At 65.6% G+C, this 18,775-nt stretch carries 16 protein-coding genes; 9 read left to right on the top strand and 7 right to left on the bottom strand.

Annotated elements, in window-relative coordinates; translation table 11 throughout:
- The first annotated feature begins 77 nt into the window (after positions 1-77).
- From ACZYZ4_RS14485 to ACZYZ4_RS14475, 3 genes are all read left to right on the top strand, one after another.
- Entirely contained in the window at positions 78-734 is a 657-nt protein-coding gene (locus ACZYZ4_RS14485) for a DUF6318 family protein (protein WP_463861969.1), read from the top strand.
- Positions 735-904: 170 nt separating this feature from the next.
- Positions 905-1,669 (top strand): PKD domain-containing protein, encoded by a 765-nt coding sequence (locus ACZYZ4_RS14480; RefSeq protein WP_463861967.1) that lies wholly within the window; start codon positions 905-907, stop codon positions 1,667-1,669.
- Between the two features lie 156 nt (positions 1,670-1,825).
- Positions 1,826-2,896, top strand: coding sequence for an alkene reductase (locus ACZYZ4_RS14475; protein ID WP_463861965.1), 1,071 nt, complete (start codon positions 1,826-1,828; stop codon positions 2,894-2,896).
- Between the two features lie 217 nt (positions 2,897-3,113).
- Here the strand turns inward: ACZYZ4_RS14475 and ACZYZ4_RS14470 are convergent, their stop codons facing one another.
- Complete coding sequence (locus ACZYZ4_RS14470) at positions 3,114-3,410, bottom strand: hypothetical protein (protein WP_463861963.1); 297 nt, start codon at positions 3,408-3,410, stop codon at positions 3,114-3,116.
- A 171-nt stretch (positions 3,411-3,581) separates the two neighbouring features.
- Here ACZYZ4_RS14470 and ACZYZ4_RS14465 point away from each other — a divergent pair, with 171 nt between their 5' ends.
- Positions 3,582-6,098, top strand: coding sequence for a Tex family protein (locus tag ACZYZ4_RS14465; protein ID WP_463862015.1), 2,517 nt, complete (start codon positions 3,582-3,584; stop codon positions 6,096-6,098).
- A 182-nt stretch (positions 6,099-6,280) separates the two neighbouring features.
- Here ACZYZ4_RS14465 and ACZYZ4_RS14460 read toward each other — a convergent pair whose 3' ends face one another.
- The 3 genes from ACZYZ4_RS14460 to ACZYZ4_RS14450 form a co-directional block, all read right to left on the bottom strand.
- Positions 6,281-7,738, bottom strand: a complete 1,458-nt coding sequence (locus tag ACZYZ4_RS14460; RefSeq protein ID WP_463861961.1) for an HNH endonuclease signature motif containing protein — start codon at positions 7,736-7,738, stop codon at positions 6,281-6,283.
- Positions 7,739-7,873: 135 nt separating this feature from the next.
- Positions 7,874-8,734, bottom strand: a complete 861-nt coding sequence (locus ACZYZ4_RS14455) for an NAD-dependent epimerase/dehydratase family protein (RefSeq protein WP_463861959.1) — start codon at positions 8,732-8,734, stop codon at positions 7,874-7,876.
- A 4-nt stretch (positions 8,735-8,738) separates the two neighbouring features.
- Positions 8,739-9,653, bottom strand: a complete 915-nt coding sequence (locus tag ACZYZ4_RS14450; RefSeq protein ID WP_463861957.1) for an MSMEG_6728 family protein — start codon at positions 9,651-9,653, stop codon at positions 8,739-8,741.
- Between the two features lie 189 nt (positions 9,654-9,842).
- Here ACZYZ4_RS14450 and ACZYZ4_RS14445 point away from each other — a divergent pair, with 189 nt between their 5' ends.
- On the top strand, positions 9,843-10,445 hold the full coding sequence (locus tag ACZYZ4_RS14445; protein ID WP_463861955.1) for a hypothetical protein: 603 nt from the start codon (positions 9,843-9,845) through the stop codon (positions 10,443-10,445).
- A gap of 201 nt (positions 10,446-10,646) precedes the next feature.
- Here the strand turns inward: ACZYZ4_RS14445 and ACZYZ4_RS14440 are convergent, their stop codons facing one another.
- Entirely contained in the window at positions 10,647-11,321 is a 675-nt protein-coding gene (locus ACZYZ4_RS14440) for a transglycosylase family protein (RefSeq protein ID WP_463861953.1), read from the bottom strand.
- Positions 11,322-11,512: 191 nt separating this feature from the next.
- Positions 11,513-14,137: an excinuclease ABC subunit UvrA gene (locus ACZYZ4_RS14435; RefSeq protein ID WP_463861951.1), complete on the bottom strand. Its 2,625-nt coding sequence runs from the start codon at positions 14,135-14,137 to the stop codon at positions 11,513-11,515.
- A 48-nt stretch (positions 14,138-14,185) separates the two neighbouring features.
- Here ACZYZ4_RS14435 and ACZYZ4_RS14430 point away from each other — a divergent pair, with 48 nt between their 5' ends.
- The 4 genes from ACZYZ4_RS14430 (at position 14,186) to ACZYZ4_RS14415 (ending at position 17,479) form a co-directional block, all read left to right on the top strand.
- Positions 14,186-15,292, top strand: coding sequence for an adenosine deaminase (locus tag ACZYZ4_RS14430; RefSeq protein WP_463861949.1), 1,107 nt, complete (start codon positions 14,186-14,188; stop codon positions 15,290-15,292).
- A gap of 239 nt (positions 15,293-15,531) precedes the next feature.
- Positions 15,532-16,407: a pullulanase X25 domain-containing protein gene (locus tag ACZYZ4_RS14425; protein WP_463861948.1), complete on the top strand. Its 876-nt coding sequence runs from the start codon at positions 15,532-15,534 to the stop codon at positions 16,405-16,407.
- Between the two features lie 191 nt (positions 16,408-16,598).
- Positions 16,599-17,144 carry a YceI family protein gene (locus ACZYZ4_RS14420; protein ID WP_463861946.1) on the top strand — a complete coding sequence of 182 codons (546 nt, stop codon included), beginning with the start codon at positions 16,599-16,601 and terminating at the stop codon, positions 17,142-17,144.
- Between the two features lie 5 nt (positions 17,145-17,149).
- A complete protein-coding gene (locus ACZYZ4_RS14415) occupies positions 17,150-17,479 on the top strand; it encodes an acylphosphatase (protein WP_463861944.1) in 330 nt (109 codons plus the stop codon).
- A 54-nt stretch (positions 17,480-17,533) separates the two neighbouring features.
- Here ACZYZ4_RS14415 and ACZYZ4_RS14410 read toward each other — a convergent pair whose 3' ends face one another.
- Complete coding sequence (locus ACZYZ4_RS14410) at positions 17,534-18,757, bottom strand: MFS transporter (protein ID WP_463861942.1); 1,224 nt, start codon at positions 18,755-18,757, stop codon at positions 17,534-17,536.
- Positions 18,758-18,775 lie beyond the last annotated feature (18 nt).

The following is an 18,775-nucleotide window of genomic DNA, read 5'->3' as shown; positions in this document are numbered from 1 at the left end:
CTCAAATGTGTCCTGGGCTACCCTTAAGTCATTGTTCGGAGCGAAGCGTCTTGAAACTATCGGGGGATTAGCTGCCCATGACATCGCACATCACTTCCACGGCCTGGCGTTCGCGCATGCATCTTATTGCTGCTGTTGCCGCGTCTGCTTTGCTCTTGACTGGTTGTAACTCGGGTGGAGCACCTGGAGGCACTGACACCGCCTCCGAGTCCGCGTCACAAATGGCTAGTCCCAGCGCAACGCCGACCCCGACGGCGACTCCTGCTTATGTGCCCGCTTCGGCTAGTGGCCGCGCTCAGAACGTACCCGTTCCGGTGCTGCCCGAGGTCGCCAAGACGGAGACGAAGGAAGGGCTGGAGGCGTTCGCGGCGTACTGGTTTGAGCAGCTCAATTATTCCTATCAGACCGGCGACATCGCAGGAATCCAGGCGGTCACAGCCCCGGCTTGTCAATTCTGTTCGAACATAACGGGCTCGCTGACCACCAATTATCAAGGCGGGCGCTGGCTCTCAGGTGGCAAGATCGTCATACCGTCGTCAGCGACTACTTTTGAGCGCGGGTCTGATGGGACCTACCAGGTCATCGTTCAGGTGCAGCAGTCGACCATTAGCTATTACGATCCCAGCGGGTCGGAATTTAGAACGCCCACTGAGCCTTCTGATGGTGGAAACGTCCTGCTGGTTGGTTTCCAGGACGCCGCGTGGCGCGTTACCGGTCTCCATCCCCTCCGCTAATGAATATGGGCTGGGTCTTTCACCGACTGTCGACAGTGATGCTCGTAGTCGGGCTGGGTATCGCCATTCCGTTCCCCAATCCGACGCCAACGGGGACCGATGCAGACTCCGGTTTTCACAATTCGGGTATCGGTGTAATTGTTTATGTCGTCGATCCTTCGACCGGGAATATGAGGCCGGAAGAACCTGGGGACACCAAGAAGGATCCAAACGTCTACAAGTATGAGCTCCAGTGCCACCTCGGTGGAGGTGACTTTGACACGGTGTGCCTTGGATACCAGCTCGAGTGTGTCAACGGGCCCGACGGCGTAGACGGAATTCCGGTTATTTGGCTCAAGGCGCCGGTCGGCGTTCCTAACCCTGCCTGGACCTATCACTCCGGACCTACTTGCCTCTATGATGCCCACCCCGAGGACGTGCTGGCTCGCATTGCTGCCCAGATCCAGCAGCAGTTCGAGAGCCTCCCGATCAACGCAGGAGCCGTCGTCGCGCAGCCCAGTCCAAATACGCTCCGCGGTGCTGAGACGAACTTCTATGCCGACGCGTCCGAGCAACAGTTTGACGTGACGATGCTCGGGCAGAAGGTGCATGTGGTCGCCACGCCGGTTCAATACACCTGGAACTACGGCGACGGTACCGTTTTCGGTCCACAGCCTTCCATGGGCGGGCCGCTGCCACAGGACCGCTGGGGTGAAAAGACCCGAACAAGCCACGTCTACGCGGACACTGGCGACTTCCAAGTGGTCCTCACTACGTCCTTCCAGGGCACGTATTCCGTGAACAACGGACCGCCGCTGCCAATACCCGGCCAAGGCCAGTTCAGCGCACCACCACAGACCATCAGTGTCTGGCGGTCCATCACCCGGAACTACGCCGACGACTGCAACGAGAACCCGCAGGGGCAAGGATGCCCGGGCGTCGCATCGCCCCGATAGGAAGCATCCGGCGAGGCGTATGGAACGGCCGGCAACCGCGCCCGCAAACGCGCCAAGCCACCCCAGCAGAGCGTGATCCGCGCCTCCATCGGAATACTTGCACGCGCCGCGCAGTTGGGCACAGCAGTACCGATTTCACCTCGAAAGGAACTGCGCATGCTGTTTTCCCCCTTAAGTCTTGGCGAGCTTGAACTGCCCAACCGCCTGGTAATGGCGCCACTGACCCGTCTCCGCTCAGGCGAGGACGGTGTTCCGGGTCCCCTGGTCGTGGAGCACTACCGGCAGCGCGCATCCCTGGGACTCATCGTCAGCGAAGGCACCTACCCGAGCCCCGCCGGACGCTCCTACCCGGGTCAGCCCGGTCTCGTCACCGGGGAGCAGATAGCCGCCTGGAAGAAGGTCACCGACGCGGTGCACGCTGAAGGCGGCCGGATATTCGCCCAGATCATGCACGGCGGACGGGTTTCCCATGCGGACATCACCGGTGGCCACACCATCGTGGGTCCGAGTGCCGTCGCCATCGAGGGTGAGGTCCGTACCCCGTCCGGCAAGCAGCCGTACCCCGTCCCGCACGCACTGACCATCGGTGAGCTGCCCGTCGTGATGCAGGAAATCGTCACCGGCTCGATCAACGCCATTGAAGCGGGATTCGACGGCGTGGAGCTGCACTCGGCCAACGGCTACCTTCTCCACGAATTCCTGGCCCCGAACTCCAACGTCCGCAACGACAGCTACGGCGGTTCGCCGGAAAACCGGGCCCGCTTTGTGATCGAAACGGTCAACGCCGTGGTGGCCGCGGTGGGTTCGAACCGCGTGGGCATCCGCATCTCGCCGGAACACAGCGTCCAGGGCATCGCCGAAACGGATGCGGCCGATGTCAGCGCCACCTACGAGGTGCTGGTGGACAGTATTGCGCCACTCAACCTCGCCTACGTCAGCATCCTGCACCACGAGCCCACCAGCGAGCTGGTCCAGGATCTCCGGACGCGCTTCAACGGCACGTTCCTGGTGAACTCGGGCTTCGGCGCCATGACCACGCTGGAGGAAGCAACCGCGCTGGTGGCCGACGGCCATGCAGACGCTGTGGTGGTGGGACGCCCCGCCATTGCCAACCCGGACCTCGCGCGGCGCTGGAAGGAAAGCCTCCCCCTGAATGAACCTGACGCGTCCACGTTCTATGCAGATGGCCCTGTAGGCTACACCGATTACCCTGCGTATTCGGCTTAGCGGTCAACGCTCGCCTTGGCCATAGATTAACGACGACGGCGGCACCCGGCTTGGGTGCCGCCGTCGTTGGCTGCTCCGTGTGCTGTCCCGGCAGCCCGCGCCAATTAGCCATCCGACGGCTGTTTGGCTCATTTTCAAAGTTGGCCCGCCCAGGTTCACAGAAGCTGAGCGGTAACGCCAGAATACTCCAGTGAATGGATTATTGCTAGGGAAATAACTACAGGTAGGCTTCCCGGCCCGTCCCTTCGCGCATCACCAGCTTGTCGTCCTCAATGGACACGAGCAGGCTTTTGGGCTTTCCGCTGACTTTGGTAATGGCTTTCAGGCCGCGGTTGGTGACTTCCACGCCCACCTGCGCCCCTTTCGCGGGCAGCTCGACGGACGCTTCGTAGGCTTCTCCCAGCAGCGGGTTGGTGGACACTCCCATATCGCGGCGGACCTCCTTGCCGTTGACCATGACGGTGATGTTGGCCTCGTCGAATCCTTCCTGAAAGACGATGAGCAGTTCACGCATGGTGGCCTCTTCCTCGAAGTGATTGCCTGTGACGGCATATCAACTACAGCACTTCACGGCCCGGAGCGGAATACCCCGGCCAGCTGCCCTGGCGGGCGCCGCTGGAGACCCACCAGGCCCGTAGGGCAAAATGTTCAGGTGACCCAACTCCCGCACGTCCCGTCCGCCCGCATGTCTGCCCCAACTCCGGACAGCGCCATCCACACCCAGATCGCCGCCGAGCTTGGCGTGAAGACCTGGCAGGTCAAGGCCGCGGTGGACCTGCTCGACGGCGGGTCCACCGTTCCGTTCATCGCCCGGTACCGCAAGGAAGCCACCGGGACGCTGGATGACACGCAGCTGCGCGAGCTCGATGAACGCCTGCGCTACCTCCGCGAACTCGAGGACCGCCGTCGTGCCGTCCTCGAAGCGATTGCCGCGCAGGGGCAGCTGACCCCCGAGCTGCAGGCCGCGATCCTGGCCGCGGACACCAAGTCCCGGCTGGAGGACATCTACCTTCCCTTCAAGTCCAAGCGCCGCACCAAGGCCCAGATCGCCCGTGAAGCCGGGCTGGAGCCCCTCGCCGACGCGCTGCTGAAACGGCCCGACCTGGATCCGGAACGCGAGGCTGCCAAGTACCTGAACGCCGAACACTCCATTGATGACGCGGTCGCCGCGCTCGCCGGCGCCCGTTCCATCCTTGTCGAGCGGGTTGCACAGGATCCGGACCTGGCCGCATCCCTCCGCGAGCGGCTGTGGACGCAGGGACGGATGGTGTCGCGGGTCAAGAAGGGCAAGGAGGCCGACGGGCAGAAGTTCGCCGATTACTTTGAGTTCGCCCAGGCGCCCACCGGGATGCCCTCGCACCGCGTGCTTGCGCTGTTGCGTGGAGAGAAGGACGGCGTCCTGGAGCTGGATCTCGCCGAGGCGGATCCGAACGACGACGACGCCCTGGCCGCCGCGCGTTCCCGCTACGAAGCCGCCGTGGCCAGGTGCCTCGGGGTCGCCGACCGCGGCCGGCCTGCTGACGCGTGGCTGATCCAGACCGCGCAGCTTGCCTGGCGCTCGCGGGTGCTGGCCCGGCTGACTGCCGACCTCCGGGGACGGTTGTTTACGTCCGCTGAGGATGAGGCTGTCCGGGTGTTCGCCGCTAACCTCCGCGACGTGCTCCTGGCCGCACCCGCCGGAAACCGAGCCACTCTTGGGCTGGACCCCGGACTGCGGACCGGCGTGAAAGTGGCCGTCGTGGACGGCACGGGCAAGGTGGTGGCCACCGACACCGTGTACCCGCACGCGCCTGCCCGGAAGTGGGACGAGGCCCTCGCCACCTTGGTCCGGCTCGCCCGGAAGCACAACGTTGAACTGGTGGCCATTGGCAACGGAACAGCGTCCCGGGAGACAGACAAACTTGCCGCGGAACTGATCAAACTATTGCCGGCCGCGGAGGCGAAACCGCAGAAACTGGTGGTTTCCGAGGCCGGAGCGTCGGTTTACTCGGCCTCGGCGTTGGCCTCGGCGGAGCTGCCGGGCATGGATGTTTCCCTGCGCGGAGCCGTCTCCATCGCGCGGCGGCTGCAGGACCCGCTGGCGGAACTGGTGAAGATCGATCCCAAGTCCATCGGCGTGGGGCAGTACCAGCACGACGTCACGGCGTCGAAGCTGGACCGCAGCCTGGACGCAGTGGTCGAAGACTGCGTGAACGCTGTGGGCGTTGACGTGAACACAGCGTCACCCGCGCTGCTGAGCCGTGTGGCCGGCGTCGGACCTTTGCTAAGCGAGAACATTGTGGCGTACCGGAATGAACACGGACCGTTTGCCAAGCGCAGCGAACTGAAGAAGGTGCCCCGTCTGGGTGCGAAGGCGTTTGAGCAGTGCGCAGGCTTCCTGCGGATCACCGGCGGAGCAGAACCGCTGGACGCATCGAGCGTGCACCCCGAGGCGTATCCGATTGCCCGGAAAATCCTGGTGGCCGCGGGCTCGGCGCCGGCGTCGTCCCTTGATCCCCGCGCTTTCGTCGACGGCACCTTTGGCCTGCCCACGGTCCAGGACATCCTGGCGGAGCTGGACAAACCCGGCCGCGATCCACGACCCGCTTTTGCCGCGGCGACGTTCTCCGAAGGCATCGAGAAGATCTCCGACCTCAAGCCCGGCATGGTGCTTGAGGGGACGGTCACCAATGTGGCCGCGTTCGGCGCTTTCGTGGACGTGGGAGTGCACCAGGACGGCTTGGTTCACGTGTCTGCGCTGGCCAACCGCTTTGTCTCCGATCCCCGCGAGGTGGTGAAGTCCGGGCAGGTTGTCCGCGTGAAGGTGCTGGAAGCCGATCCGGAGCGGAAACGGATTTCGCTCACGCTAAGGCTCGACGACGAGCCATCGCCTTCCGGTGGGCGCGCGCCAGGCGGGCGTTCGGAAGGTACGCGTTCTGAAAGCGGTCTGTCAGTTGGGGGCCGCGCTGAAAGCGGTCGTCCGGCTGGGGGACGCCCTCCAGGGGGCCGTCCGGCAGATGCGCGCCGAGACTCCGGTGGGCGCGACTCGGGTGGGCGCGACTCGGGTGGGCAGCGCGGATCCGGGGCGCCGCGCCCGGGGAACAAGAATGCGTCTTCGAAGCCCGATCCGAAGGCTTCGGGCGGCCGGCCGCCGACGCCAAATCCGGCGCCCGCAAACACCGCTATGGCCGAGGCGCTCCGTAAGGCTGGCCTCGGCAAATAGCCAGGTGCTGATCGGCGCGCGCACGGAGTAACTCGTTCAGTCAGACGGTCATGTTGGCCGTAACGGCTATAAAGCGCGCTCAGTCGGGGAACGCGACTTCTGGCGCGGCCGGTCTGGGAGGTCGCCGTCACACAGCGGCAGTGCAGCAGCAGCTTTCGCGCATTTCGAGGTCACGATCCAGCTCACGGTGTTTGGACAGGTCTCGGTCCGGGCATCGCGGGGTCAGGATGTTCGGCCATATTCTTGGCCGTATGTTCGGCCATTGCCTGAAGGTGGTCTGGCCAGTGGGGTGGTTCCCAGTCGGGGTGTTCGCTGGGGTAGCGCCGTCCCGTGGGTGATGTCCAGCCGGGTGGTTTGTTCTTTGTGGCTGTGGTGGGTTTCCAGGCAGTGGTGTGCCTGAGTCTGTGGTGTTTGGGACAGGGCTGGCCTAGATTGCTGATGCTGGTGCTGCCGCCCTTGCCCCAAGCGAGGAGGTGGTCCGCTTCGTTGTCCAGAGAGTGGTTGCTGCTGCCCGGGAACGGACACTTCCCGTCGCGAAGCCTGAGCCATTGGCGTTGTGCTTTCGTGACCCGGTAGCTGGTCCGCCCGATTTCCAGCGGAGCCCCGTCCCGCGGGTCGATGAGGACACGGTGGAACGACTCGGCACCGTCGGCTACGAGACGCCGGGCCATGGACGGCGGGATCGGCCCGTACCCGTCCAGGGTGGCCGGTTCATCTGTGGCACCTAAAAGCGAGAGTGCGGGGACCGTGATCAACACCTGCGCCCGCGGCGACGGAACACCCCCGCTCATGGTGACGTCGTTGCTATTGGCTGCATCACCTGTGCCGCCGATGAGCCAGGTGGCGGTGATGTCGGCGCGGAGCTGGCTGAGGGTCCGGTCCTCATGAGGTCCTTGGAGCGCTCGGGCGGCGGTGGTGGTGCGGTCCCAGATCCCCGCGGCTTGATCGGCAGGGAGGTACGCGGAGAGCCAGGCCATACCGTCTCGATCCGGGGCATACTCCAACCGCCGGTCCGCCGCGCTCCGGGTGTGGCGTTTTTCGACGCTGACCGGATGATGCCGCTCCCGCCACGTACGGGCCTTGTGCCGAAACCTCCCGGGGATGAGCTCACCCGCCGGGCACCCACGTGCCGGATTTGCGACGTCCGGGTCCAGGAAGTGCGCCTCGAGGGCTTGGGCGCCGTCAGGGTCCAGGTTCACGGTTTCGTCGACCATGACCCTCGCGTGCTGCCACGAAATCTGCCCCGCCTGCAGCGCGGACATCGTCAGCGGCAGTGAGGTGGTGAGCTCATAGGCTTCCGCGAGCAGGGCAGCCGCGGTGCGTTCGCTTACCGTCAGCACACATGCGATCTCAGCGACCACCGCCATCTCCTGTCCGGTGTGGTCCTGCGGCGACTCTGCCGGGGCCGCCATTTCGCTGGCAGAGTCGGCATAGTCGGCGGCCGCATGGACTTTCAGAGCCGCCATTTTTGCATCCGCGCGGGCGACGGCGGCCAAAGTTTTCAAGGCAATATCGGCTTTACGGCGAAGCGGATCAGCACACGGACCCGAGGCTTCGGCAGCTTCACGTATCACAACAGCAAGCTCAGCGAAGGACGCCGAAAGGGCCTCCGCCGTCTCCACAGCTGCTCTGCTATCCATACTTAAAGGGTCGCAGTAGGGTCTGACAAAAACGGCGTGGATGAATGGCTACGTGCATAACTCTGCGAAGCAACGATCCGAGCTTCCAGACGGTCCCTTCAGTTCAGGGCCTTAAGTGTCCGTTCGCGCCCGGGGTTAGGGGTGGCGGACTCCGGTCCGCGCCAGAACTGCCCGGTAACCTTCACGGAACGTCGGGTAGGTGAACTCGAGCCCGGTCCCACGGAGCAAAGCGTTGCTGCAGCGTTTGTTGCCGCCGCGGGCCTCGCTGGCCCGACCGACAGGCGGTTCCGGATAGCCCATTTCGGCAGCCAGGAACCGCAGCACATCCCCAAGGTCAGCGGGAGAGTTGTCCACACCGACATATACCGGCGCAGGCGTAGCTTCCATGCAGGCCAGGTGGACTATCGCCGCAGCGGCGTCGTCCCGGTGGATCCGGTTGGTGAAACGTGGCTCGTCGGGAAGCTCGGCAGTCCCGTCGCGGACCTGGTCGATCAGCCTGGTCCGGCCCGGACCGTAAATACCGCCCAGCCGCAGCACAACGGGAGAAGTACCAGTGCCGCGCAACCGCGACACCAGGAGTTCCTCCGCCTCGAGGAGGATACGTCCGGAAAAACCGCCAGGTGCCGCCGTCGTACTCTCATCAACCCAGCCACCACCAGCGTCGCCGTAGACAGCGGTGGAGGACACAAAAAGCACGCGCCGCGGCGTCACGCCGTCGCGTTCCAAGGCGTCCAGAACGTGCGCAAGCCCGTCCACATAGGCGGCACGGTAGGCCGCTTCCGTGGGTGAGTCAGCCGCAACGGCAACGACGACAGCGGCCGTGTCCGCCGGGACAGTGGGCAGATCCGTAGAGCCCAGGTCCGCCGCCACGCCTTCGATCGCAGAGGGCAGTTTTTCGGGCGAACGGCGCCAGCCCACCACCCGCTGCCCTGCCGCGGCGAAGCGCAGGCCCGCTTCAGTGCCCAGGTCGCCGCAGCCGGCCAGGAGTATGGTCACGGACTCAGGGAGCGGGAACCGGGAAGAACACCCGGGGGTCCTGCAGGAGGGCCGGGTAATCGAATGCGGACCGGTCGATCACGTCGGTGACGCTGAAGGTGCGGCCGAACCGGCCGTCGTCGAGCGTGATGGGACGGCCAAGCACCTGTCCCACGGCGAACTTGTTGCCGTCCGCAAACGAAACCGCGACGGTGGTTTTGCCGGGGAGGGTAGCAAAAGCTTCCTCCTGCGCCTGGCGCTTCCGGGTGGGCTTCTTCACGAGCTGCTTGGGCGGCAGCTTGCGCGGCTGCTTGGACGGGCGGCGGGAACCGTCGTCGACGTATACGGGGGAGTAGCCGTCCTCAGGGGCGGCGGGTGCAACAGCGCCGCCGCGGCGGATCGGCGGCAGCGCCACGGTATCCAGCGTCTGCGGATCTATTTCGGCGTGCGGGTCGCGGAGGATCCAGAGGATGTCGCCCTCGGGTTCTGCCGGGTAGAACTCGTGCTTGGGCTCAGGCCAAATGAAGTCCAGGTCCAAGTCAGCGTCGGGGAACACCGTCTTGTAGAACTTTGGTTCCTTGCGGAGCAGCTTCGCGCGGTGGCTCAGGTGGAAATCAGGATTTCCGAGCCACTCCGGCAGCGGGATTTTGGCCGCGTAATCCGGGTGCGCAGCTTGGGGCGCGAACTCGGTGATGCTGGCGCGAGTGTTGTCTTCATGGCCGCGGGTGGTCCATTCGTCCACCATCGCCAGGCCGTACATGGTGAGCGCCGGAACGTGGCCCATCCACATGCGGACGGCCGGGTGGTCCAGCCAGCCGTACTCGGGAATCACCAGAGCCCGGAGGGTCTGCAGCGCCTCGACGCGCTGCTTGCCAAGCCTGGCGGTGTCCAGTGCTGCGGCGCTCTGCCGGAAATCGGGATACGGAAGGAAGGTTTGCATCCCTTCAGTCTGACGGCATGCGGCGGATGTGCCAATTGCAGTGCCCGGCGCCACACGCACGCGTTCCGGTGGCAGCGCCCTTAGGCGTGGCGTCGCCGCGGAATAGTTCACATAGTGGACCGATACATACAGCGGGTGCCTCTAAGCACTAAGATCACCGAAACGCCCCACCGTCCTGGAAGTCCTCTTATGACAATTTCACCTGAAGCGACCGCCGGTACAACGCAGCTTTTTGTGCCCAAATTCGGGCAGATGCTCGATCCGGAGGCCAAAGGCATCCTGGTCCTTGATGAATTTACCCTTGACCCGGCCGCGGCGCGGACAGAGCAGCACGGTTTTCGTGCGGCCATGGCCTCCGTGGCACTGACCCTTCGCCGGATCGTCGCGCTGCGGATCGTGATCGCGCTGGTGGCCATCGGCAACCTGCCCCTGTTCCTTATGTCTAGCGGCTGGTGGATCTACGCCGTTTCCCTCGCGTTGGTGATTGGCGTGCATCTTGCCGTCTCCTGGCTGAACAAGCACGAGCCCAAAATACGCCAGCGCCAGATGCTGGAACTGCACCTCCACCGCGAACGGAGCGCCAACTACCGCAAGGTCCGTGACGCCGTGAAGTTCATGATCGACACCCCCAGCCGCATGAACGAGCACCTCTACCTTGAGCTGCTGGCTGCTAAGCGTGTGGCGCTGAACCTCGCCCACGGCACGGTCGCCTTGCTGGACACCACCGACGACGCCGCGTGGAAGGTTCGCATTATCCGCGAGATTCCGGCCGTGGCCAAAGCAGCAGCCTAAGCGGGCAGGATCGCGGACAGGCGGGCAGGAAGGTCAGGCGCCTGCCAGTCATTCAGCACACAACAACGGACGACGCCGGAGCTCCCCTGTGAGGGGCGCTCCGGCGTCGTTGTTTCCCGGGGTTGTTGCTGCCGGGCTTTGTTGTCTCCGCGGGCCGTCGTTCTTGGGGAAAAGGGCGGTTCCCACGGAAAGTGTTGAAGCTTAGGCGGGAAGCTGGAGGACCTGCCCGGAGAACACGAGGTCCGGGTTGGCAATGGTGTCAAGGTTGGCGTCCGCCAGGCTCTGCCAGCCGCCCTCAACGCCAAGCTTGTCGGCGACCGTGCTCAGGGTATCGCCGGGCTCAAGAGTGTAGGTCTCGCCACTCAACTCCACGGGCGCCGCGTGCTGCGGAGCGGTCACGGCATCAGTCGCGGCCGGCACGGCAGGGGCCTGCTCCGCCGGCGCATGGACCGGAGTACTCTCCATCGGTGCCTGGACGGGCGCGCTCTGGACCGGCACGCTCTGGGGAGTCACCGCCGTCGTGCCCCCTCCACTGCTCAGGCCAAGCTCCGCGGCGCAGGACGGCCAGGCTCCCCAGCCCTGCGATGCCTGGACCTGTTCGGCCACGGCGATCTGCTGCTCGCGGCTGGCGTCGGCCGCGGAACCGGTGCCGCCGTAGGCAGCCCAGGTGCTGGCGCTGAACTGCAGGCCGCCCGAGTAGCCGTTGCCGGTGTTCGTGGCCCAGTTTCCGCCGCTTTCACACTGCGCCAGTGAATCCCAGGTTGAGCCGTCGGTGGCCGCGTTGGCTGCGGTGACGGAGAGTGCAAGGCCGGCTGCCGAAATGGCGGCAACGGCTACGCCACGGCGTGCGGCAGTACAAATGGTGGTGTTTTTCATAGTGTGATGCTCCTGAAGGCCACCAGCGCTCGGTCCGTCCCCGGAGGTTATCGCGCCACTGCCCGCCCCTGACGATTAGAGGTCAATTTTCGGTGTCTGCCGGCCGGGCAGTTCTGGTGGAGGCAGCACCGGGCATTCATTCGCCCGCTTGGCGGGCTTACGTTCCACGCTAGGACATCGCCGGTCCGTTATCAAACCGAGATGATTTCTGGTGGTTCGCTGACGACCAGCTGGGGAAGCGCAGCCGCCAGGTAGGGCGCGGTGCGGCTGGCGGTGGAACTCGCGACGTCGGCGGCGGTTCCGGCCGCGACAATCCGGCCGCCTGCGTCCCCGCCCGAGGGGCCCAGGTCAATGACCCAGTCCGCCGCCGCCACAACGGCCATTTCGTGTTCCACCACCACCACGGTGTTGCCGCTGTCCACCAGGCCATGGAGCTGGGCCATCAGGACTTCAACGTCGGAGGGGTGGAGCCCGGTGGTTGGCTCGTCCAGGAGGTAGAGGGTATGTCCCCGCTGGGCACGCTGAAGCTCGGTGGCCAGCTTGATGCGCTGGGCCTCGCCGCCGGAAAGCTCCGTGGCGGGCTGGCCCAGCCGGAGGTAGCCCAGGCCCACATTCCCGAGGCTCTTCAGGCTGCGGGTCGCGGCCGGAATGTCGGCCAGGAACCCGGTGGCCGCATCGACCGTCAGGCGCAGCACTTCCGCCACATTCTTGCCCCGGTACGTCACCTCCAAGGTCTCGGGGTTGTAGCGGGACCCGTCGCACTCAGGGCACGGCCCGTAGCTGCCCGGGAGGAAGAGCAGTTCAACCGCCACAAAGCCTTCGCCCTGGCAGGTTTCGCAGCGGCCTCCGGCCACGTTGAAGGAGAACCGCCCGGCGCCGAACCCGCGTACCCTGGCCTGCTCCGTGGCCGCGAATTCCTTGCGCACCGCGTCGAACAGGCCTGTGTAGGTGGCGAGGTTGGAGCGGGGGGTTCGCCCGATAGGTTTCTGGTCCACCGTGACCAGCCTGTCGATCCGTTCCGCGCCACTCACCGGTCCCACAGACAAGGCCGTGGCCGGGCCCGCATCATCATCATCAGGTTCGGCCAGCTGCGGAGCCTGGTGATTCTTCAGCCCGGATCCCACAACTTCCCCGAGGACATGCGTCACCAAGGTGGACTTGCCGGAGCCGGACACCCCTGTCACTGCCGTCAGAACGCCCAGCGGGAACCGCGCATCCAAGTCCTTGAGGTTGTGCCGGCTAATCCCCGCGAGCTCCAGCCATCCGTCGGGCTCCCGGGTCTGGCCTGCACGAGGTGCCGTGCCGCCATCGGATGTCCCGCCGTCGGGCCCGCTGGACCCTCCGCCGCCGCGCGCCCCGCCGTCGTCGAACAGGAAGGGCCGGGTGGCCGACGCCTCGATGGCCGCGAGCCCGGCAACCGGCCCGCTGTAGAGGACCTTGCCGCCGGCTTCCCCGGCGCGGGGCCCCACATCCACCAGCCAGTCGGCCCGGCGGACCACGTCCATATTGTGTTCCACCACGAACACCGAGTTGCCGGAGGCCTTGAGCTGGTCCAGTACCGCCAGGAGCGGTTCGGCGTCGGCCGGATGGAGACCGGCGGACGGTTCGTCGAGCACATATATCACTCCGAACAGTCCCGACCTGAGCTGGGTGGCGATCCGGAGCCGCTGCATCTCGCCGGGGGAGAGGGTGGGGGTGGCGCGGCCCAGCGCCAAGTATCCGAGGCCCAGATCCAGGAGCACGGTGATGCGTTGCAGGAGGTCGGCGGTGATGGCCACTGCCACCTCGTTTTCCTCGCCGGAGGACTGCCGGCGTGACGCGGTTCCGGCTTCCTTGAGCCCGGCGGTGGGGCGGATGATTTCGGCCAGCTCCGCCATCGGTGCGGCGTTGAGGTCGGCGATGTGGCGGCCGGCGAAGGACACCGCAAGGGCTTCGGGCCGGAGCCCGGTGCCGCCGCAGGGCGGACAGGGGCCGGACTCCATAAACGCCAGGACGCGCTCGCGCATGGCGGCGCTCTGGGAGTCCGCGAGGGTGTGCAGGACGTAGCTTTTGGCGCTCCAGAAGCGACCCTTGTACGGCTTGGCTACGCGGTCCCGCTCGGGCGTGACTTCCACGACGGGCTGTTCGTCTGTGAACAGAATCCAGTCGCGCTGCTTCCTGGGCAGCTTCCGCCAAGGCACGTCCACGTCGTAGCCCAGGTGGCTGAGGATGTCGCGGAGGTTCTTGCCTTGCCAGGCGCCCGGCCACGCCGCGATGGCACCTTCTCGGATGGTCAACGCGGGGTCCGGGACCAGGGATTCCTCGCTGACGGTGTGCGCGACCCCTAGCCCGTGGCATTCAGGGCAGGCGCCCGCCGCTGTATTCGGCGAAAACGCATCGGAGTCCAGCTGATCGGCGCCGACCGGGTAAGTGCCCGCCCGCGAAAACAGCATGCGGAGCGAATTGGAGAGCGTGGTCACCGTGCCCACGGTGGAGCGGTTGCTGGGTGCGCCGCGGCGCTGCTGAAGGGCGACGGCGGGAGGCAACCCGGAGATCATCTCCACCTTGGGATTATGGCCCTGCTGGATGAGACGGCGTGCGTAAGGGGCCACGGATTCGAAGTAACGGCGCTGGGCTTCGGCGTAGATGGTGCCGAAAGCCAGTGACGACTTTCCCGAGCCGGACACCCCTGTGAAAGCCACGATGGAGTCGCGGGGCACATCGACGTCCACGTTCCGCAGATTGTTCTCCCGCGCGCCCCGGACGCGGACGAAGCCGTCCGCCAGATGGCCGGGTGCGGGAAGGGAAAGATCCTCAGCCTGCTTAGGGTTGCGCATCGATCCGATTCTAGCCGCGAACCGGCCGGCGGGCGATATCCTGACCAGATGGACAACAACCGGGACACTGCAGCCGATCCGCTGCCACAGACGGAACCACCGGGTACGAAAGTGCCCGAGACGGAAGTTCCAGGGGTGGAACCTTCGGAGACGGATCTGCCCGAGACCGAAGCGGCGCGGTTCCTGCCCGTCGCAGAGCTGCACCTGCACATTGAGGGCACGCTGCAGCCGGAGCTGATCCTCGAACTGGCCGAGCGCAACGGCATCACTCTTCCGTACTCCGGCCTGGAGGAGCTCCGGGGATTGTACGAGTTCACTGACCTGCAGTCCTTCCTGGACCTGTACTACGCCAACATGGCGGTGCTGCAGACCGAGCAGGACTTCGCCGACATGACCCGCGCCTATCTGGCCCGCGCCGCCGCCGCGGGGGTCCGGCACGCAGAGATCATGATGGACCCTCAGGCCCACCTGTCGCGCGGCATCAGCCTGGAAACCTGCGTCAACGGGGTGGCGTCGGCCCTGGCCACCTCCCAGGAAGACTTCGGTATGTCCACCCTCCTGATCGCCGCGTTCCTGCGGGACCTGCCGGAGGAATCCGCGCTGGAAGTCCTGGACGGCCTGCTGGCCATGAACGCCCCCATCGCAGCCATCGGCCTGGATTCGGCCGAGGTGGGCAACCCGCCGGCCAAGTTTGAGCGGCTGTTCGCCAAAGCCCGCGAAGCGGGCCTGCGGCTGACCGCCCACGCAGGCGAGGAGGGGCCGGCGTCGTACATTATCGAAGCGCTGGACATCCTGGGAGTGGAACGGATTGACCATGGCATCCGCTGCATGGAGGACCCCGAGCTGGTCGAGCGGCTGGTGGAAGACCGGGTTCCGCTGACGGTCTGCCCGCTCTCGAACGTCCGGCTGCGTGCAGTGGACGCCCTGGCGGACCACCCGTTGCCGGCCATGCTCGCCGCCGGGCTCAACGTCTCCGTGAACTCGGATGACCCGGCCTATTTCGGTGGGTACGTGGACGACAACTTTTCCCAGCTGAAGGCCGTTTTTGACCTTTCAGACTTCGACAGGGCACGGCTCGCGGCCAATTCCATCCATTCGTCGTTCGCCTCCGAGGAGCGCAAAGCCGAGCTTCTGGACGAGCTGAACGGCGGGTAGCTCCGCGGGTCCCTGCTCGCTACACTGGTGCCCGGGCGCGTCCGGGAAGGGTCCGGCGATACCCGGAATTTGCGCTCCAGGTTTGAGGAATCAGCCCCCTAGCCGAGACTCCTGCCTCAGTTCTGCTGTAATCCGCGTCATAGTCGGTCACGACACGCAGAGTTAACCATTTCAAGTCGCGCGATTAACATGCTGTTGGCAGGATGCCTAGTGACAGATCGCATTATGCAAGGGGAATCATGGCCAAGTCCATCGCAGATAACACCGACGTCCGACTCAAGACCGTGCTGCACGTCCTGACCGAAGGCGTATGGTCCGGCGATTCACTCAATGCCGGCGAGGTCCTGGCGGAAGCCACCGCGCGCGTGCCGTTCAGTGATCACGAGGCGGCGCTGCTCAGCGGCGGCATTCCGCGTGGACACAAGACGCTTACGTCCGCCACGGCCAAGCTGGTCAAGGCCGGCTGGCTGATCAAGGGCCGTTCCGGCTGGACCATCACCGAGGACGGCATGCGCGCCACGGTCGCCTTCCCCGATGCGGATTCCTTCGCGGCAGCGCTCGACGCCGGCACTCCGGTTCCAGCCAATGTCGCCATTCCGCCGGCACCGGCAGTCAAGACGGCTCCCGCCAAGAAGGCTCCGGCGAAGCGGACTCCTGCTAAGAAGGCCGCCGACGCCGTCGAGAAGGCAGCCAAGGCCATCGAGGACGTTGTGGAGCCCGTGGTCAAGGCAGTCCGCTCGCGCAAGGCACAGGCTAAAGCTGCGCCCCAAGCAGCGCCTAAGGCAAAGGCAGAAGCGTCTGCTGTGGAGACTTTCCCGCAGCCTGAGGCCGTGGCGGTGGCCGGCGACTTCAACACCATCCTGGGCGCGCCGGAAAACTGGGCCCCGCAGTACGACGAGGCCCAGCTGACGCTCGATGCCCTGGACCAGCTGTGGAAGATCAGCGCCGACCTGCCCGCTGGCTCTTACACCTTCAAGATCGCCCTGAACCGCTCGTGGGACGTGAACTACGGCGCGTTCGGCACGTTCGATGGCCCCAACCACGAACTCCACCACGACGGCGGAACGGTCACCATCCGCTACGACCACCGCACGCGGGACATCACCATCAACTGACCGGGCCCGCCCCACCAGTTCCGTTCCAGGCCACACCTGCCCCCGCCTAGCCCCCGGAGTTTCGTCAGATAATGGCCGATGGGTGCGGATTTGGGGTCAGTACCTGGACAAAAACTGCGGAGTGAAGCAGTGTGGAAACCGGTCGTCCTGGCCGGTTTCCACACCTCTGTTTCCCACAAAGGAGTTGCAAAGTGACCCTACCTTCAGGCCTGACATCAGGCGTCTGGACCCTGGACATGTCGCACAGCGAAATCGGCTTCACTGTCCGGCACGCGGGCATCAGCAAGGTCCGCGGGCGTTTCACGGACGCCTCGGCCGAAGCCCGCGTTGGCGCATCCCTCGCTGAGGCTTCGCTTCACGCCACAGTCAAGACGGCCAGCTTCGATTCCGGCGACGCCAACCGCGACGGGCACGTGAAGGGGGCGGATTTCTTCGATGTGGAGGAGTACCCCGAGATGACGTTCCGGGCCACCTCGGTGGAGGGCGACGGCGAGGACTACACGCTTACGGGCGATCTCACCATCCGCGGAATCACCAAGCCGGTGGAGCTGGAGGTCGAGTTCACCGGCGTAGCCGTGGACCCGTTTGGTGCCACCCGCGCAGGTTTCTCCGCGGAGTGCGACATCAGCCGCAAGGAGTTCGGCCTGACCTGGAATGCTGCCTTGGAAGCCGGTGGCCTGCTGGTGAGCGACAAGGTGAAGATCAACGTCGAAGCTGCGCTGGTAAAGCAGTCCTGACTGCCATGAGTTTTTCCGGGCGCCTGGATGACTCCGGCGGCGATAACCCTAGCCGGGAGAACGGCGATATCCGGCTCTCTGCCCGCGTCTTTGGCGTGGTGCAGGGGGTCGGATTCCGTTTCTGGACGATGGGCAAGGCCGACGAACTGGCACTCAAGGGCGTGGTGAGGAACCTCGACGACGGCTCGGTGTCCATCGTGGCCGAAGGGCCGGAGCAGCAAGTCCAAAAGCTCCTGGACTGGCTGAGGTCGGAGAACGCCCCCGGCCGGGTGGAACGGGTGGAGGAGTCCATCTCCGCTGCCGACGGATCGTTCCGGGATTTCAGGGCCCGCTGAGAGGGCCCGCTGACAGCGCCCGCGGAGAGGCTCCCGCCAGCCCCGGGCGGGAGGCTATGGGGACGTGGCTTCTGCCAAGGCGGCGTGGTGTTCTTTCGGCCCCGGCGGGTAGGCGTGCCGCCGTCCGGCGAGGATCAGCACAAACGCGGCGACGGCGGGAATGGCGGCGGCGATCGGGATCAGGAGCGGCCCCGCGATAGTGAGGGCGGCGGCGCCGAACATCGCACCGATCATGATCCCGATCTGGATGGTCAGTACCGTGAGTCCGTTAGCGGCGTCCCTGTACTCGCCGCCGGCCCGGAGGATGGCGGACTGGTTGTAAATCCCCATCGCGCCGACGCCCGTGCCCCAGACCAACATCAGGATTAGCGTGACCGGCAGCGCCAAGACCGGCAGGACGCTTCCCACCAGCGGAAGCAGGGCCAGGGACACCACGACGCCGGCGACGGTGATCAGGAGCCAGCGCCGCGGCCGGGAATCCACGGTGGTGCCGGCGATCCAGATGCCCACCAGCCCGGCAACACCAAGAACACTGATGGACAGCGGGATGCTGAGGTCAGGCAGCCGGACCTCGCGCAGGAACGGCGCAATGTAGGTGAACAACGCGAAATGCGCCATAAGCATCAGGGGCCAGCCAACTGCGACTGCCTTCACTCCCGGCTGGCCGATCGCTTTGCGAAGGGACGGGTGGGGAGCGTCGGGGATGCGCCGTATCGGGGGAAGCAGCCAGACGGCAAGGAGCGCCAGCAGCACCCCCGAGGCGGCCAGGACCAGGAACGCCGCGCGCCAGCCGACGATGTTGCCCAGTGCGGTGCCCACCGGGGCGCCGATGGCCAGTCCCAGGCTGTTGCCGCTGAACACGATGGCCAGCGCCTTGCCCACTTTGTGGGCGGGGACGATCCGTGCCACAAACGGGGCCATGGCGGACCACAGCAGGCCGTGCGCGATGCCGCCCACCACCCGTGAACCCATGGCGGCACCGAAATCGGACACGATGGCCACCAGCGCGTTGCTGGCCGCGAAGAACAGTATTAAGGCGATGAGCAGGTAGTGCCGCGGGACCCGTGACAGCAGCAGCGACAAGGGGATTACGGTGACCACGATGATTGCCGCGTAGCCCGCCGTCAGGTACCCGGCGGTCGCCTCGGAGACCCGGAAGTCGGCGCTGATCTGGGGCAGCAGGCCGGAGGGCAGGAGTTCGGTGGTGATGGCGGTGAAGCCGATGGCGGCAAGGACTATCAGGGCGCCGACTGGCAACCTGTTGCTCTGGGATGTCACCCCACGAACTTACCCTGA

The organism is Pseudarthrobacter adonitolis, from assembly GCF_055412845.1.
The sequence above is the reverse complement of the archived record's forward strand: the minus strand, read 5'-3'. Positions and strand labels throughout refer to the sequence as shown.